This is a genomic window from Micromonospora sp. NPDC053740 (genome assembly GCF_040677775.1).
Classification (GTDB): Bacteria; Actinomycetota; Actinomycetes; order Mycobacteriales; family Micromonosporaceae; genus Micromonospora; species Micromonospora alfalfae.
In genome coordinates this window covers 771,411-787,792 of record NZ_JBFASO010000001.1, presented here as the reverse complement: position 1 = coordinate 787,792, position 16,382 = coordinate 771,411, and the positions used below count along the sequence as shown (strand labels likewise).

Below are 16,382 nucleotides of genomic sequence, written 5' to 3'. Positions count from 1 at the left end.
GCCGGGTTCGCGGCAGAGGCCGACGTTCGGTCGCGGTCGTGCCGGTGGTCGTGTCGGCGTTGATGGTGATGGCCGCGGGGTGCCAACGGGGGGAGTCCGCTGTCGGCCCCGACGAGCCGCACACCGTGAACGCGGAACGGGGCGATCCGAGCCCGCTGCTGGGGGCGGGCGAGCTGGGAGCGGAGTGGCATGAGGACGACGCGCGAACCGGTCTGGCGTCCTGGCCGTGGGAGCAGGACAGCTGCCCCAACTATCGGAGCAAAGACTACCTGGCCAAGTCGCATCGGCGCGCCGCCGTGGAGCGCTACTACCGGCTGTCTGACGGCTCCTCGCCGGCCCACCACGTCGTGGAGACGTACGAACCTGGTTGGGCCGAGCGGAACGTCGATGACGTCCGTCGGGTCCTTCTGCGGTGCGCGAGCTACCCGGTCCTCGGATCGCATGTCTCGTTCGACGTCGTCGACCCGCATTATCTGGAGGGCACCGGGATGCTCGTTCGAGGTCGTATCGCGCATGCGGACACCCCGAACACCATCACGTACTTCGTGATGGTGAAGCGAGGCGAGACGGTCTCTACGGTCCGCCTGCCCGATCCGGGCAGCCGGGCCGTGGTGGACTCGATCGCCGCGAGGGCGGTGGCCCGCCTTGGCTGAGCGGAAAGGGCGGCAGCTGCCGCGACGCTGGGTCATCTCCGCGGTCACGATGTCGCTGGCCGGCGCTGCGACGGCCGCCTTCGGTGCCACCCGCGACGGCGACGGAGGGGGAGGCGGGCCATCGCTCGGTTCCTCCCCTGCCAGTCCGATCCCCACGACGCCGGCCATCGACTGGATCGGCCAGGCGAGAACGCGCATCACTGCCTACGTGGAGCGGTACGACGGCCATCTGGCGGTCGCGGCTGTGGACCGACTGGGAACGGCTGAGGTGACTGTCGGTGCCAAACGGTTCGAGACCGCGAGCATCGTCAAGGTCAACATCCTCGCGGCTCTGCTGCTGCGCCAGAACCCGCCGGGCAAGGCCCTGGGAACTGACACCCGGCGGTTGGCCGAGGCCATGATCGTGTCCAGTGACAACGATGCGGCCGTCGCCCTGTGGCAGCGGATCGGGGGCTCGCGCGGCCTCAACGCCGCGAACCGCGCGCTCGGTCTGCGCGAGACCAAGCCCAACTCGCACTGGGGACTCACCACCACCACTGTCGCCGACCAGCTTCGCCTGCTGACGGCGGTGACGTCACCGACGGGACCGCTGACCCCGCAGGACCGTACCTTCATCATGGGCCTGATGAAGAAGGTGATCCCCGAGCAGCGATGGGGGGTCCCCGCCGCACGGGAGCCGGGCAGTCGTTCCGACTACGTCAAGAACGGCTGGGACACCGCCGATGTCGACGGCGGCCGCTGGCTGGTCAACAGCATCGGACGGATCGCCGAGGCCCGTCATGACTGGCTGATCGCCGTGCTCTCCGACCATCACGTGAGCCGGAAAGAGGGCATCCGCGTCGTCGAGAGGGCCGCCACGTACGTACTGACGGAGCTGCGCGCCGCCACTGCGCACGACGGGCTGTCGCAGGGGTAGGCCCCGCGTCCGCTGAGGCCCACAGTGGGTCGGTCGACTTGCCCGGCCGGGCGCTCGTCATCGTCGGCGACAAACAATTCCCGATCTTGTACCCATCCGTCTGCGGGTCGGCCTCGAATGCCTCATGACAGCAGCAATCGAGTACAAGCATCTGAGGAGTTCGTATGAAGCGGCGCCTGTCTGCCACGGTCGGCGTGATCGCCGTGCTGGCCCTTTCCGCCTGCGGCGGTACTGACGGCGAGGACACCGCCAGTGGCACGCCGAGTACGTCGGCGAGCGCGCCGATGGCCTCTGCCTCGCCGTCGATGATGATGTCGGGTCAGTTCGGCTCAGGCTGTGCGGCCGTGCCGACCGATCCGTCCAACCCGGGAGTACACCTGCGACCAGGCCGGCGGTGTGCGGCTGCACGCCCGCCGGCTGCTGGTCAACGAGCGCAGGACCCGCGCTTACAGCCTGTCCCGGATCACTCAGGACAGCCAGTGGCACCAGACCGAACCTCTCCAACGACTGGCCCTCGCGAGCATCCGCCTCGACTGACGCGGCGGTGGCCGGTCACACCGGTCGACATCGCGGCGGAAACCGGAGGGTGGACGAGTGCGCGGGGGTGCGGATGAGGCCAGGACCGGCACAGCGATCCGGCTCAGGGCGCCAACGCCCTGAGCCGGATCGATTCTCTAGCTGTCGGTCGTACGGATCAGGTGACGTTGATGTCGCTGCACCACATGTAGGTCTGGTCCAGGTGCGACGCCCTCCAGAGCACGAACAGGATGTGGTTCCCGCTGCGCGACGGAAGCGAGACGTTGAACGAGATGTTCTGCGCCGGCGCGTAGCGCCCCGTCGTCGTGATCAGGTCGAGGTTGCCCCACCCGAGTTTCTGGGTGGATGGGTTGAACCCCTGCTTGGTGACGTAGACCTGGAAGTAGTCAGCGCCGTGGCTGGCCTGGTCGTACAGCTGGACCGTGAGGTTGCGGCTGACGGTGGTCGTCTTCCACGCCCCGGGCTGGTTCACGCTGTCGTTCCTGGACAGGGCGTTGCTGCACAGCTGCCCGTCCGGGGTACGAGCCTGGTACTGACCGCCGAGGCCGTCGCGCAGCTGGCTCATCCAGTTCCACATGGTGTCGGGGTTGGCCTGGAACGCCTGCCAACACATGGGGTCCTGCGTCTGCATGGCGGGGTTCATGTGCTGGTTGCCCCAGGTCTTCCAGCACTGATAGGCGCGACTCATCGGGTTGATGATGGTGCCATGGGCCTGGGCTGCCCCGGTGAAGGGCAGCATGCCGGCCACGATGGCGAACACCATGACGAATGCTCGCAGCGACCGACGGACTGGTGACCGGGATCGTCCGCCGGATCGATCGGACTTGAGTGAACGCACTGTTCATCCTCCGCTCATCGGGACTACAGATCAGAATGGGAACGCTCCCAAACCAACTGTTGCATCTATCGGTGTAAATATCAACCGTTATCTATCTATGGTCGGATGTGGATCGAGCTGACCGGGCTGTCCGCAGCCGCCCCGGTTCGGATCAGGGTGGGGCGATGACCACGCCACCGGCTGCCCGGCATGGTCACAGGCCGGCTGCGGCGTCGTATCGGCGGCGCTGGTCGGCCATCTCCGACTCGGACAGCGCCTCCTTGAGCGCCAGATCCGCGTACTTGGGCGGGAGCATCTGCCGCACCCGGTCGGTGAACATGACCTCGGCGGTCGCCTCGACCACCTGGATGCCCGGAGGCTCGGTGGACATGTCCATGATCACGGGACCGGCCAGTTTGACCGCCACGTCCCAGGGGCGCTTCTGTTCGGCCACCCCGCAGAGGTGGAAGCCGTAGGCCGTCTGCACGTCGGCGAGCGCCGTGGCCTCGGTCGGCTCGTAGCCGTAGACGCGGACCCCGCAGATCACCGCCGGCTTCGCCGTGCTGGCCGCCTGCTGGGCACCGTGTCCGGCGTGGTTGTGCTGCCCCGGGTCCGCCTGTTCGAGCGTGGTACGCATCCGGGCGATGATCTGCGACTGCAGATCCGCCGGCTTCGCCTCCGGGCCGGCCCGGTTGACCAGTACGACAGTGCCGGCCGACACCACCAGCAAAATCACCGCTACCCACACGAAGCGGTTCCGGTACCAACCCGCGAAAGTCTCTCGGGAAATCATTGTTGCTTCTCACCTCGTCGCCGGTTCTGGTGCTGGCAGGCCGAATCGGACGCCCCCGGCGGGTCAGGCGTCGAGCGCGTCAGCCGTCGGGGACACGTGCCGGGGGTTACCTACGGCGGGCGAGAATGATTGCCCGGCAAGGTGCCCGCCGTCGTGGAGATGGCCCGGCGATTCGCCAGGCGCGCGTCCGCCAGGGCGGCGCGCTGCCGGCGCTGCGATGCTCCCGTGCTGGCCGTTCCCAGCGCGGTTGCCCCCGCGCTGCGGCGATATGAGCCATTCCAGCACGTCTGGATCGGCTTTGGCAACATCGACGGGCATCAGCGTGAATTCGGCCCGGTCACCCGCTCCAGTGGTTGAGGATCACCGCCCCCGCAATGCCGCCTCTGTGGCCGCGACGAAGCCATCGGGGTTGTCCAGCATGATGTTGTGGCCAGCCTCTGGTACGGCGACCACCCGGACGCCGGCATCGGTCAGGGCGCGCGCGCCTCTCGGCTCGTTGTCGGCCGGATGGAGGTATGTGCGCGGTACGGGCAGGTCGACCAGCAGCTCACGCATGGTGGGGGTGGTGGCGCGGCCGAGGTGGACCGCAGTGCGGTAAAGCGCCTCCGGGCCGGTGAGCCGCATCGTCGCCGCCCAGGCCGGGCCGACCCGGGTGAGGGTCTCGGACCGGCCGCCGCCGTGGACGAACTGCTCCTCCGTGTAGCGGGCGCCGATGCCCTCGCCCGGCGGCTGCGGGTCGAGGGTGGCGTCGACGAGGACCAGTGCGGAGACAAGGTGCGGATGGCGCGACGCCAGGACGATGGCGACGGCGCCGCCCATGCTGTGTGCGATCACCTGCGCGGCGCTGACCTTGGCTGCTGTCAACGCGGTAGCGAGGAGGTCGGCGTGCTCCTCAAGGGTGTACGAGGCGTCGACCGGCCGGTCGCTGATGCCGTGCCCGAGCAGATCCATCAGCAGGCTGCGTCGTCCGGCGAGGGTGGGGTTCGTGGCCACCGCCGCGTAGTACGCCGGTGAGGAGGCGCCGAGCCCGTGCAGGTAGACCCGGGTGGGTTCGGTGCCGGGGAGTTCCACCCAGCGGATCGTCGTGCCATCTGGTCGAACCTGGGCGCCGCGCATCACATACCTCCTGACCCATACCTCGTGTTCGAGGTATCTCTTGGCCGAGGTAAGCTAACACGGTGTTGGAGTTCGCGATAATGGGCTTCCTGGCCGACGCCCCGCTGCACGGCTACGAGCTGCGCAGGCGCGTGGCCGCACTCACCGGCCACGTCCGGCCGATCGCGGACGGGACGCTGTATCCGACGATCAAGCGCATGGAACGTGCGGGCCTGCTGCGCCGTGACGTGCAGGCTGGACAGATGGCGGCACCACGGCACGTGCTGACCCTGAGCCCGGCCGGGCAGGCGGAGTTGCTGCGTCAGCTCCGCGCACCCGACGAGCTGTTCATCACCGACGAGAACCGCTGGTTCACGCTGCTGGCCTTCCTGCGCCACCTCGACGACCCGGCGGCCCAGGGGGCCGTGCTGCGCCGGCGGCTGACTTTCCTCACCCAGCCGGCAAGCTTCTTCTGGGACGGCGACCGGCCACTACGCGCCAACGACTTCCCCGACGACCCCTTTCGCCGAGGACTGTTCCGCATCGCCACCGCCACCAGCCGCACGGAGATTGCCTGGCTGCGGGAAATGCTGACATCGCTCGCCCGATGACCACCGCCATCGCTCAAGGACCTGGCCCTCGACCCACTGCTCCGCGAAATCGCGATCCTGCGAGTTGCCCAGTTGAGCGACGTGACATACGAGTGGGCTCAGCACGAGCCCATCGCCCGCTCCGTCGGCGACGTCCGCCCGCCCGACGAGTCGACAAGCCGATGGGCGCCGCCGTTTACGGTGCGCGGCCCTGACTAATGTCATGAGTACCTGTGCGCCTCGCATCGAAGGTGATGACTAAGCGCACTGGAGCCCACCACGTCCCGTCGATGAGACTCGATTCAACGCCGGAACAACAGCCGGCCGAGTTCGAGGGGCGGCGAGACGGTGGACGAACGCTACGACAGCTACTGCGCCGCGGATCGGCTGTTCTACGACTCGCTCGGCAGCGCCGTCGCCCAGCCCGTCTTCCCGGCCGCCGAACGGCCGACGCCGACCGGCTGGCGCCGCGAGCCCCTCGACGACTGGCTGATCTACGGCCCCGACGGCGGTTCGCTGCCGCAGCAGGGCTGGAAGATCCACGTGTCGGCCGGTCTGGCGAACGCCGAGCGGGTGCTGGACGCGGTCTGGAACTACTGCGTCCCCCGCGGCCTGTCCTTCAAGTTCCTGCGCGGGCCACGCACGCTGCTGCTGCGCAATTCCAAGTACGCCGCCCGGGCCGCCAGCGGCAAGTTCATCACTGTCTATCCGCGCGACGACGCGGAGCTGGAGCTGGCCTGCAAGGAACTCGACGAACTGCTCACCGGCGAGACCGGGCCGTACATCCTCAGTGATCTCCGCTACGGCACCGGCCCGGTCTACGTGCGCTACGGCGGCTTCGCCGCCCGCTACTGCCACTCAGCCGACGGCCAGGTGGTGCCGGCGATCGAGGACGACTCCGGCACGCTGGTGCCGGACCGCCGGGAGCCCGTCTTCCACGTGCCGTCCTGGGTCACCCTGCCCGACTTCCTCGGCCCGCACCTCGCCGCCCGCAACGACACCAGCACCAACGAGGTGCCGTACCGGATCGAGCGGGTGATCCACTTCTCGAACGGCGGCGGCCTGTACGTGGGCAGGGACCTGCGTACCGACACCGAGGTGGTGCTGAAGGAGGCCCGACCGCACGCCGGCCTGGACGCCGACGGCACCGACGCCGTCGCCCGGCTGGCCCGCGAGGCGCAGGCCCTACGGCAACTCGCCGACCTTCCGCAGGTGCCCCGGGTACACGACGAGTTCGCCCTCGGCGAGCACCGGTTCCTCGCGCTCGAGTTCATCGAGGGCCGACCGCTGAACAAGGTGCTGGTCGACAGGTACCCGCTGATCGACGCCGACGCGACAGACGACGACCGGGCGGCGTACGCCCAGTGGGCCCGCCAGACCTACGAGCAGGTCGAATCCGTCGTGACGGCGATCCACGACCGCGGCCTGGTCTACGGGGACCTGCACCTGTTCAACATCATGATCCGGCCGGACGACCGGGTCGCCCTGGTGGACTTCGAGGTGGCCGCCCCGATCGCCGGGCACCGCCGACCCGGGCTGCGCAACCAGGGCTTCGCGGCACCGAGGGACCGCAGCGGGCCGGCGGTCGACCGGTACGCCCTGGCGTGCCTGCGGCTGGCGCTGTTCCTGCCACTGACCCAGCTGGTCCGGCTCGCCCCGGCGAAGGTCACTCACCTGGCCGACATCATCGCCGCGAACTTCCCGGTGCCGAGGTCCTTCCTCGATCCGGCGGTCGAGGAGATCACCGGTGAGCCGCGCGTCGCCGCGGACCCGCAAAGGGCTCTCGACGCGGATGACTGGCGCACCACGCGGGACCGACTGACGACGGCGATCGTGGCCAGCGCCACCCCCGAGCGCGACGACCGGCTCTTTCCCGGTGACATCGAGCAGTTCCGCAGCGGCGGCCTCAACCTCGCCCACGGGGCGGCGGGAGTGCTGTACGCGCTCGACAAGAGCGGCGCCGGACGGTGGCCCGACCACGAGGACTGGCTGGTGCGGCGGGCGACAGCGCCCCCGTCCGGCACCCGCTGCGGCTTCTACGACGGGCTGCACGGTGTCGCGTACGCACTCGAGCACCTCGGACGCCGGCAGGACGCGCTGGACGTTCTCGACATCTGCCTGCGGGAACCCCTGGACGGGCTCGACCACAGCCTGGCCAGCGGACTGTCCGGGATCGCGCTCAACCTGGCCGAGCTGGCCGCACGCACCGGGGAGGTGTCGCTGCGCGAGGCCGCGTGGCGGGCCGCCGAACGGGTGATCGGGCAGCTCGCCGACGACCCGGGCCCGGACGTCAGCGGCGGACGTAACCCGTACGCCGGGCTGTTGCGCGGCCGGACCGGACCGGCGCTGATGCTGTTGCGGCTCTACGAGCTCAGCGGCGACGCCGAACTGTTGGGGCACGCCGCCACGGCGCTGCGTCAGGATCTGCGCCGCTGTGTGCTGCGTCCGGACGGTGCCCTGGAGGTCAATGAGGGCTGGCGCACCATGCCCTATCTGGCCCACGGCAGTGTCGGTATCGGGCTGGTCCTCGACCAGTACCTGCGCCACCGTGCCGACGAACGGTTCGCCGAGGCGAGCGCGGGGGTCCGCCGCGCGGCGCGCTCACCGTTCTACGCACAGTCCGGGCTCTTCACCGGCCGGGCCGGCATCATCGCCTACCTCGCCGCCTCGACCGACGACGCCGACCGCAGCGAACTCCGCGCGCAGGTGGACCGGCTGGCCTGGCACGCGCTGCCGTACCGGGAGGGGACCGCATTCCCCGGTGAGCAGTTGCTGCGGCTCTCCATGGACTTCGGCACCGGCACCGCCGGCGTGCTGTACGCGCTGGCCAGCGCGCAGCACGACCAGCCGCCGGCGCTGCCCTTCCTCGCGCCCCTGCCGGGCGCGAACAGACTCCCTCGCGACAGCGGGGGCGACCAGTTCGGCGAACGGATGGAAGGGAGGTGAACGACATGGCACTTCTGGACCTCCAGGGCCTGGAGATGGCTCCGGCCGACCGCACCGGTGGCGGTAGCCGGGCGAGCCTGCTGCTCTGCGGCGACAGCTCGCTCTCCGTCACGACCTGCAACTGATCCACGCACACGTGGGGCCCTGGGTGGGTAGACGTGCCCACCCAGGGCAACCGCGTACCAACGGGAGGACCGATGCCGACGTTCGCCGTGGGGGACAGGCTGCTGCGGCAGACGGTCCTGGCGGGCGGCGGCTGGACCGCCGGACTCGCAGCGGTCGCGTTGCTCGGCGCGGCCGCCGAACTGTTGCTACCCGCGGCCCTCGGCCGCGCCGTCGACGCCGCCCTCGCCGGTGGCTCCGGCTGGTGGGCGGTGTCCGCCTGCGCCCTTGTCGTCGTCCTCATCTGCGTCGACACCCTGACGGACCTGGCCAGCGGGTTCGGTGCGGCGCGTGCCACCGCCGGACTGCGCCGGCGCCTACTGCGTCACCTGTTCGCCATGGACGTCCGCGCCACCCGCCGGCACCCGGTGGGTGATCTCGTCGGCCGGTTGGTCGGCCAGGCTGCCGACGCGGGACAGGCCGGCAACGCCATGGTCCTGACCATCGTGGCGGTGCTTCCGCCGCTCGGCAGCGTCGTCGCGCTCACCATCATGGAACCGGTCCTCGGGGTCACAGTGCTCGCCGGTCTCGGCCTGCTCGCCGTCCTCATGCGCGCCTTCGTGGCCGACGCCTCGGCCGCGACCGCCGGCTACCAACGGGTGCTCGGCAGCATCGCCGGCCGACTGCTGGAGTCGTTGACCGGTGCCCGGACCATCGCCGCCGCCGGCACCACCCGTCGCGAGGAGGACCGGGTGCTGGCGGCCCTACCGGAGCTGGACCGGCACGGCCGGCGTACCTGGGCACTGCTGGCCCGGGCGAGTGCGCGCACCTCGGCCGTGGCGCCGCTGCTGAACCTGAGCGTCATCGCGGTCGGCGGGTACGCCTTGACCGCAGGCTGGCTCACACCGGGTGAACTGGTTGCGGCAGTCCGGTACGCGGCAATGGGCGCCGGGCTCGGTGCAGTGCTCGCCACCCTGAACCACCTGGTCCGCAGCCGCGCGGGAGCACACCGGGTCGCCGAGGTGCTGACGCAGCCCGCCACGCCGGCAGGTGATCGGCCCCTTCCACCCGGCGGCGGCGCCCTGCGACTGCGCGGGGTGTGCGTGTACGCCGACGACGGCCGGCCCATCCTGGACGGCGTCGACCTGGACGTGCCGGCCGGCGCCACAGTGGCCGTGGTCGGAGCGTCCGGTGCCGGCAAGTCGACGGTGGCGGCCGTGGCGGGACGGTTGTACGACCCCGACAGCGGTGACGTGCGACTGGACGGGGTGCCGCTGCGGGACCTCGACGCGGTGGAGCTGCGCCGGGCCGTCGGCTACGCCTTCGACCGGCCGGTGCTGATCGGCGCCACCGTCCACGACGCGATCGGCCTGGCACTGCCTGACGACTCGGCGGCGCCGCCGGCCGATCGGAGCCCGGCCACACCGGCCGTTCTGCGGGCGGCCCGGATGGCGGCGGTCGCCGACGTGATCGACCGGCTGCCCGGCGGTTACCGCACCCCGCTGGTGGACACACCGCTCTCCGGGGGCGAGACCCAACGCCTCGGCCTGGCCCGCGCGTTCGCCGCCGAACGGCTGCTCATCCTGGACGACGCGACGTCCAGCCTCGACACCGCCACCGAACATCGGATCACCGAGGCTGTTCTCGGGCACGCCGGGGGGCGTACCCGACTGGTGGTCACCCACCGGAGCGCGGCGGCCGCGGCGGCCGATCTCGTCGCCTGGCTGGACGGCGGCCGGGTGCGCGGCCTGGCGCCGCACCGGCACCTGTGGGCCGACCCGGACTACCGTGCCGTCTTCCAGCCGGCCGGCGGTGGGTCGTGAGCCGTGCCGGCGTACGCCGGGTGACCTGGCGGGCGCTGCGGGCCAGGCGGCGTGAGCTCGCCGGGCTCGGCGGCTGGTCGCTTGTCGAGTCGCTGCCCGCGCTGCTCGCCGGCTACCTGGTGGCCCGTGCCGTCGACGAGGGTTTTCTGGCCGGACGTCTCCTCAACGGCCTGGCCTGGTTGGGGGTCCTCGCGGTGGCCGTACTGGTCGGCGCGGCGGCCACCGGTCGGACGTACCGGAGCCTCGGCGCCGTGGTCGAGCCGTTCCGCGACGAGGTGGCCGCTCAGGTGATCAGGGGCGCGCTACGCGACGCCACCAGTGCGGGTGGCCGTCCGGACAGCGCCGCCGTGACCCGGCTGACCCACCAGATGGAGATCATCCGCGACACCTTCGCCGGTCTGCTGATGGTGACCCGCGGGTTCCTCTTCTCCGCTGGCGCGGCAGTGCTCGGCCTGCTCGCCCTGGCGCCGGTGGTGGCGGCGCTGGCGGTCGCGCCGCTGGTCGCCGGTCTGGCCGTGTTTCTCGCCGCGCTGCCGGCGATGGTCACGCACCAGCGCGCCTACGTCCGGGCCGGTGAACAGCTCGGCCAGTCGGCGGCGACCGCGCTGGCCGGTCACCGCGACGTGCTGGCGTGCGGCGCACAGACACGCGTGACGGCGGAGGTGGCACGGTGGGTGTCGGAGCAGGCCGCCGCCGAACGCATGCTCGCCCGGATGGCGGCGATCCGCAGCCTCAGCCTCGGCATCGGCGGCTGGCTGCCACTGCTGGTGCTGATGGTGACCGCCCCGTGGCTGGTCGAGCGTGGTCTCACCGCCGGCGCGGTGCTGGGGGCGCTGATCTACGTCTCCACCGGGCTGCAGCCCGCGCTGCACACATTGGTGCAGGGCCTCGGCGGCGGCGGGCTCCGTTACGCGGTGACCCTGGAGAACATCCTGCGCACCTGTCCGGTCTCCGACGACCAGTGCCCGCCAGCCCTCGCCGCCGGGACGCCCCACCGTCGACCACCCGCCGGTCCGGCCGATCGTCCACCAGCCGTCGAGGTACGGGGACTGACCTTCGGCTACGGCCCGCGCGCCCGGCCCGTCCTGCTGAACTTCTCGCTGACGCTGGCCGACCGGGGCCATCTCGCCGTGGTGGGCCCGAGCGGTGCGGGCAAGTCCACACTGGCCGCCCTGATGGCCGGTCTGGTGCCGCCGCAGGCAGGCACGGTCCACCTGGCCGGCATGCCGGTCGCCGAGGCTGAGCCGGCCGTTCTCGCCCGGATGCGAGTGCTGGTGCCCCAGGAGGCGTACGTCTTCACCGGCAGTCTCGCCGACAACCTCCGCTACCTCCGGCCGGACGCCGACGATGACACGCTGGAGGTCGCCCTGGACGCGCTCGGTGCGCGTCCCCTGGCGTCCCGCCTGGGCGGCCTGGGCGCGCAGGTCGCGCCGGCCCTGCTCTCCGCCGGCGAGCGGCAGCTCATCGCGGCGGTTCGGGCCTGGCTGGCACCCGCCCCGTTGGTGGTCCTCGACGAGGCGACCTGTCACCTGGACCCGGTGCTGGAAGCGACGGTCGAGGCCGCCTTCGCCCGGCGGCCCGGCAGCCTGGTGGTGATCGCGCACCGGATCAGTTCCGCGCTGCGGGCCGGTCGGGTGCTGGTCCTCGACGGCGACGAGCCCGTGGTGGGGACGCACGAACAGTTGTTGGCCCGCTCGGCCACCTACCGGGCGCTCGTCGGCTGCTGGGACGACTCGATGGTGCCGTCCCCGGCGGCGTCGACGCGGCGGAGCTGACAGCGCAGCCGCGCCGACGGCGCGGCTCAGATCCAGCCCGCCTCGCCGGCCATCCGCACGGCCTCCACCCGGGTACGCGCGCCCACCTTGCGGGCGATCCGTCCGAGGTGATTGCGGACGGTGCCACGGGTGAGCCCGAGCGACACCGCCACCTCCGCGACCGGCGCCCCTGCGGCCGTCAGCCTCAACACCTCCGTCTCGCGGCTGGTCAGTGGGCCGTCCGAGTGCAGCGCCGCGACGACGAGATCCGCGTCGAGCACTGGCTCCCGGCGGGCGAGCCGGCGGATCCCGTCGATGACCCGCTGGGGGGCGGCGTCACTGCGCAGGATGCCGACCGCCCTGGTCGGACACAGCATGCCTCGCAGCCGCCGGGCCCGATGAGGGTGGGCCAGCACCAGGACGGGGCACTTGCCGAGGCGGTCGGGATCGACCTGCTCGACGAGATCGAGGTCGGCCACCACGACGTCGGGGCATTGAGCGTGGACGGCCGCGGAGACCGCGTCGCCGCTATCCACCTCCGCCACGACGCGGATGTCCTCCTCGGCGGCGAGGACGAACGACAGCGCGCCCAGAACCAGGGCACCGTCCAAGGCGAGCAAGGTACGGATCACGATGAACCTTCCCGCACTCCGATGGTGATCACACAACGTCAACATTCAAACACGCATCCGGTGGGGCCGCACGGCGACGAGGGCGGGTCGGTCATCTTCACCGGACCCGCCCTCGACGGTCACAGCCAGCCGTTACGCCGCGCGCGTGACACCGCCTCCAACCGGTTGCGGGCCCCGGTCTTGCGCAGAATCACCGACAGGTGATTGCGCACCGTTCCGTGTGCCAGGTAGAGGCGGACGGCGATCTCCTTCAGTGGCAGCCCTTCGGCTGCCATTCGCAGCACGTCCATCTCCCGAGGCGTCAACGGCATCTCCGGGGGACTCAGCACCGCGATCGCCGCGGCCGGGTCGATCGCCCGTTCCCCGGCCGCGAGCGCGCGGATCGCGCGCACCAGCTCGGCCAGCGAACAGTCCTTCCCGACCAGGCCGCGCGCGCCGGCTGCCAGCGCCGCCTCCACCAACGCCGGACTCCACCGAGGGCTCATCGCCAACACGGCGGCGTGCGGCGCCTCGACGTCGATCCGGGCGACCACCTCCACCGGGTCGGGCAGCTCCGGTGTCAGTGCCAGCACCACCACCTGTGGTCGGCACCGCCGGACCACAGTCAACAGTTCACCGACACCATCGACGTCGGCGACCACCTCCATGTCCTCCTCGCGTGACAGCGCGGCGCAGAGCGCCCCGCGGAGCAAACCCATGTCCTCGGCGACAACAACGTGGATCACCACGTTTTCTCCGATCTCCGGTATGCGCCACGACGGCCACCGATCCCGGAACGTCCACGGGTTGGTCCGGGCGTCGTGCGCTACAGACGTGTGGGCATCGGCCCGCGGCATCGTCGCGGCGGACGGGCGCGGGCACTGATCGACCGATCAGTGGGTGGAGCAGGCCGCTCGGGCCAGCAACCGCTGTCGGTCGACAGGCCTCAGCCTGGGCGGGCGATCGCCGACGGAGTTCGGCTCTCGACCAGAAGCGGCACGAGATCGCAGGATTGCCCGGCATCGCGGGGCGACTGCCGGTCGAGCGGTCGGACCAGCCCCGGTGCAGGCGTCGATCCGTTGTCAATGCCGGCGGCGTCCTGGTCGGCGGGTGCGACGGGCTCACCGGGAAGCACTGCCGGCGCGGCCACCGGTGCCGGGCGGGCGGCGAGGTGCCCCGTCGGGGCCGTGGCCCACGCGGGGCCGACGACGGACATCGGCGGTGGCGCGGCCGGGGCCGGCGGCGCTGCGACGCGTACGGGGGTCAGCGCCGGACCTGCCGGTGGCGTCGGAACTGTCAGCACGGGAGCTGGCTCGGTCACCGGCACGGCGGTCGGCCCGAGCGCTGGAGGAGCGGGCAGCGCAGGTGTCACCGCCGGAACGATCACCGGGCAGAGAGGGGGTGGTAGAACGGCATCGGCGACCCGGAGGAGCCCCAAGACGACGGGCCTGATCGGCACCGCGCTCACGATGTCGACGACGTGCGGCAGGGGAGCGGTGATCAGGCCCAACACTGGTAGATCGCCTGGTCCGCGCGGCGCGGGTGGCCTGGGTGCGACGGTGGCTGGCTTACGTGGTGGATCGGCGGGCGGCTGCGTCAGCCCGACACGATGAGCCGCACGGGCTACGGAGGTCGGCCGGAGCTTTTCGCGCTCCGTCGCCGAGCCGGGTGAAACGGGTGCGCCGAGCCTCGACGCAGCCGTCGACAGTCGAGGCTCCGTCGAGGGTGGCTTGTCGCGGGGGCCGGTGGCTGCACCGGTCGGCCCTGCCAGCGGGGTACGGGGCCCGGGGCGGCGACTGTCGTCGGCAGTCGCGGCTCGTTGGCGGTCCTGGTTGGGGCGCTCGGCGATCGTGAGCCGCGCGACCGACTCGACCAGAGCGCCGATCCTCCGATGAGGCTCGTCACCGGACCCGCTGCGCATCCCGTCGGCGGCGGCCGGCCCCTGAAACAGGGTAGCCACGACGAAACCCGCCCCGACGGCGGCCGCGATCAGCACCAGCCGCCGGGCGAGCCTACGCAGCCGGCCGGCCGCAAGCGGCGCGGATCGGCCCGGCGCAGACGCCGACGCGGTCTCGGTGACGGGACTTCGCACGCGAGCACGACCCCTTCCCTCTGGATTGCTGACCCATCGTAGCGATGTGCTCACGTAATCGCATCCGGTGATGGGAGCGCTCCTAGGCGGGATGTCACCGCACCACGTCTGCTGTGGAGGCTGGCTGGCCGCCACCCGGCTGCTCAGTGATCGGCGAACCGGTCATGTCGCTGTGCGGGCCGGGTGGGCGCATCCGCCGGTCCGTCCGGCACCGGCCCGTCCGCGGCCACGACTGCAGGGTCACGGCCGACCCGCCTGGGTCAGGTGAACGGCCCGGATCACCCCGGCCTGCCCGGCCCGAACGTTTCGGGCCGGGGGAGACCGCCTACGCGGGTGGCGGCGCGGTCGACCCTCGGACCCGCAGCGATGGGCTGATGACGATCCGGTGGGTGGGACGCTCGGGGTCGGCGAGCCGGTCGGCGACGAGACGCACGGCGGCTCGTCCGATCGAGCGTCGCGGCGGTCGGACCGCCGTCAGCGGCGGGCTGAAGAGCCCGGCGACCTCGTCGTCGTACGCCACGATGGAGAGGTCGCCGGGAACGGACAGGTGTCGCTCCTCGCAGTGCTGCACCAGCGCTATCGCCTCGGCGTCAGCGTGCACCAGCAGCGCCGTCGTCCCGGTCGCCTGGCACTGGTCGAGGATGCCGTTGAGTACCGTGTCTCGCTCGGACGACCGTGCGCCGGGTACAACAGCCATCACCGCGGCGTCCGGGTCGAGGCCGCACTCGGTAGCGGCGTCGAGCCAGCCGCGCCGCACGTGCTGGCTGGTGGGGCTGTTGGCGTCGAGCACCAGGCCGACCTTGCGGTGTCCGAGCGAGGTGAGGTGACGCACCGCCATTGCCGCACCGAGCGCGTGGTCGGTGACCACCGACTCCAGGACCGCGTGGTGGCTGCCTACCGTGGCGGTGCGTTCCAGCAGGACAACCGGGACGCCGACCTGGTCGAGCCACTCGATGGTGCGCTCGGCGGTCGGTGCGGCCATGCTCGGCGCGATGATCAGCGCGTCGACGCCCATCCGCCCCACCATGCGGGCCAGTTGCGGCTGGTCGTCCTCACTGTCGTAGGAGGAGCCGCGCAGAACCACCCGCATGTCGAGCTCGCGGGCGGCCCCCTCGACGCCGCGAGCCACGTCCGGCCAGTAGTAGTCCAAGGAGGGTACGAGCATGCCGAGGGCGCGCCCGACCAACGGGTCCGGGCCTGCGGCGGATGGCTCGTCGGCTGCCGGGACGTCGTCCGGCAGGATCAGGGCGACCCCACCGTGGACCCGGCGAACCAACCCTTCGGCGGCGAGATCGGCAATGTCGCGCCGGATGGTGACCGGCGCGGCACCGAGCACCTGGGACAGGTCAGAGATGCGCATCGAGCCGTCGCGTTGCAGGGCTGCCAACAGTTGCTGGCGGCGGGCGACCTGAAGCGGCCCTCGGGAGGCCTCCGCCGTGACGACGACGGGGCTGTCCTTGGTCATGGGGACCTCCGAGGAACGCTTCGTGCGGCGAAAGCTCTTGCATGGTGCGGGCCACCTCGCCGGCCGGGCCGAACGCGGTGATGTCGATCGTGAGCCGGATCACGAGCCCGCCCCGGCCGCGTCGCGGCCAGAGGGCCTGCGAAGCGGTCTGCGCCGGTCATGGCTCCTCGGACTGATAGAGCGGCTGT

Annotated in this window: 15 protein-coding genes; 8 read left to right on the top strand and 7 right to left on the bottom strand. The window is 71.4% G+C overall.

The features are described from left to right. The first annotated feature begins 38 nt into the window (after nt 1-38). The 3 genes from AB0K35_RS03525 to AB0K35_RS03515 all read left to right on the top strand — a co-directional run bounded on the left by AB0K35_RS03525 (nt 39) and on the right by AB0K35_RS03515 (nt 2,106). Nucleotides 39-653 carry a hypothetical protein gene (locus tag AB0K35_RS03525; RefSeq protein ID WP_238667982.1) on the top strand — a complete coding sequence of 205 codons (615 nt, stop codon included), beginning with the start codon at nt 39-41 and terminating at the stop codon, nt 651-653. Further along, nucleotides 646-1,569, top strand: coding sequence for a serine hydrolase (locus AB0K35_RS03520; protein ID WP_363883476.1), 924 nt, complete (start codon nt 646-648; stop codon nt 1,567-1,569). The genes AB0K35_RS03525 and AB0K35_RS03520 overlap by 8 nt, the downstream gene beginning before the upstream one ends. Before the next feature lie 336 nt (nt 1,570-1,905). Next, entirely contained in the window at nt 1,906-2,106 is a 201-nt protein-coding gene (locus AB0K35_RS03515; RefSeq protein WP_238667980.1) for a hypothetical protein, read from the top strand. Between the two features lie 157 nt (nt 2,107-2,263). Here AB0K35_RS03515 and AB0K35_RS03510 read toward each other — a convergent pair whose 3' ends face one another. From AB0K35_RS03510 to AB0K35_RS03500, 3 genes are all read right to left on the bottom strand, one after another. Then, nucleotides 2,264-2,869 (bottom strand): lytic polysaccharide monooxygenase, encoded by a 606-nt coding sequence (locus AB0K35_RS03510; RefSeq protein ID WP_238667979.1) that lies wholly within the window; start codon nt 2,867-2,869, stop codon nt 2,264-2,266. A gap of 268 nt (nt 2,870-3,137) precedes the next feature. Next, nucleotides 3,138-3,716 carry a hypothetical protein gene (locus tag AB0K35_RS03505; protein WP_363883473.1) on the bottom strand — a complete coding sequence of 193 codons (579 nt, stop codon included), beginning with the start codon at nt 3,714-3,716 and terminating at the stop codon, nt 3,138-3,140. 360 nt (nt 3,717-4,076) lie between these two features. Further along, nucleotides 4,077-4,832, bottom strand: coding sequence for an alpha/beta fold hydrolase (locus AB0K35_RS03500; protein ID WP_357360511.1), 756 nt, complete (start codon nt 4,830-4,832; stop codon nt 4,077-4,079). 62 nt (nt 4,833-4,894) lie between these two features. Here AB0K35_RS03500 and AB0K35_RS03495 point away from each other — a divergent pair, with 62 nt between their 5' ends. From AB0K35_RS03495 to AB0K35_RS03475, 5 genes are all read left to right on the top strand, one after another. After that, complete coding sequence (locus AB0K35_RS03495) at nt 4,895-5,422, top strand: PadR family transcriptional regulator (protein ID WP_357360509.1); 528 nt, start codon at nt 4,895-4,897, stop codon at nt 5,420-5,422. Nucleotides 5,423-5,749: 327 nt separating this feature from the next. Next, nucleotides 5,750-8,347, top strand: a complete 2,598-nt coding sequence (lanKC, locus tag AB0K35_RS03490; RefSeq protein ID WP_363883470.1) for a class III lanthionine synthetase LanKC — start codon at nt 5,750-5,752, stop codon at nt 8,345-8,347. 5 nt (nt 8,348-8,352) lie between these two features. After that, entirely contained in the window at nt 8,353-8,472 is a 120-nt protein-coding gene (locus tag AB0K35_RS03485) for a SapB/AmfS family lanthipeptide (protein WP_013734295.1), read from the top strand. Between the two features lie 72 nt (nt 8,473-8,544). Continuing rightward, complete coding sequence (locus tag AB0K35_RS03480; RefSeq protein ID WP_363883468.1) at nt 8,545-10,272, top strand: ABC transporter ATP-binding protein; 1,728 nt, start codon at nt 8,545-8,547, stop codon at nt 10,270-10,272. Further along, the gene (locus AB0K35_RS03475; protein ID WP_363883466.1) at nt 10,269-12,047 is read left to right on the top strand and encodes an ATP-binding cassette domain-containing protein; all 1,779 of its coding nucleotides are present in this window, start codon (nt 10,269-10,271) and stop codon (nt 12,045-12,047) included. Before AB0K35_RS03480 ends, AB0K35_RS03475 begins: the two co-directional genes overlap by 4 nt. Before the next feature lie 26 nt (nt 12,048-12,073). On the opposite strand, the gene AB0K35_RS03470 is transcribed toward AB0K35_RS03475, so the two are convergent. From AB0K35_RS03470 to AB0K35_RS03455, 4 genes are all read right to left on the bottom strand, one after another. Then, nucleotides 12,074-12,658, bottom strand: coding sequence for a response regulator transcription factor (locus AB0K35_RS03470; protein WP_238667972.1), 585 nt, complete (start codon nt 12,656-12,658; stop codon nt 12,074-12,076). Between the two features lie 119 nt (nt 12,659-12,777). Next, complete coding sequence (locus AB0K35_RS03465; RefSeq protein ID WP_238667971.1) at nt 12,778-13,386, bottom strand: response regulator transcription factor; 609 nt, start codon at nt 13,384-13,386, stop codon at nt 12,778-12,780. Nucleotides 13,387-13,583: 197 nt separating this feature from the next. After that, complete coding sequence (locus AB0K35_RS03460; protein ID WP_363883463.1) at nt 13,584-14,009, bottom strand: hypothetical protein; 426 nt, start codon at nt 14,007-14,009, stop codon at nt 13,584-13,586. A 1,045-nt stretch (nt 14,010-15,054) separates the two neighbouring features. Continuing rightward, complete coding sequence (locus AB0K35_RS03455) at nt 15,055-16,194, bottom strand: substrate-binding domain-containing protein (protein WP_363883461.1); 1,140 nt, start codon at nt 16,192-16,194, stop codon at nt 15,055-15,057. Between the last annotated feature and the right edge of the window lie 188 nt (nt 16,195-16,382).

Coding starts and splice junctions, on each gene's coding strand:
- AB0K35_RS03480 (WP_363883468.1), top strand. CDS start 8,545: ATGCCGACGTTCGCCGTGGGGGACAGGCTGCTGCGGCAGACGGTCCTG.
- AB0K35_RS03455 (WP_363883461.1), bottom strand. CDS start 16,194: ATGACCAAGGACAGCCCCGTCGTCGTCACGGCGGAGGCCTCCCGAGGG.
- AB0K35_RS03510 (WP_238667979.1), bottom strand. CDS start 2,869: ATGGTGTTCGCCATCGTGGCCGGCATGCTGCCCTTCACCGGGGCAGCC.
- AB0K35_RS03485 (WP_013734295.1), top strand. CDS start 8,353: ATGGCACTTCTGGACCTCCAGGGCCTGGAGATGGCTCCGGCCGACCGC.
- AB0K35_RS03500 (WP_357360511.1), bottom strand. CDS start 4,832: ATGCGCGGCGCCCAGGTTCGACCAGATGGCACGACGATCCGCTGGGTG.
- AB0K35_RS03505 (WP_363883473.1), bottom strand. CDS start 3,716: ATGATTTCCCGAGAGACTTTCGCGGGTTGGTACCGGAACCGCTTCGTG.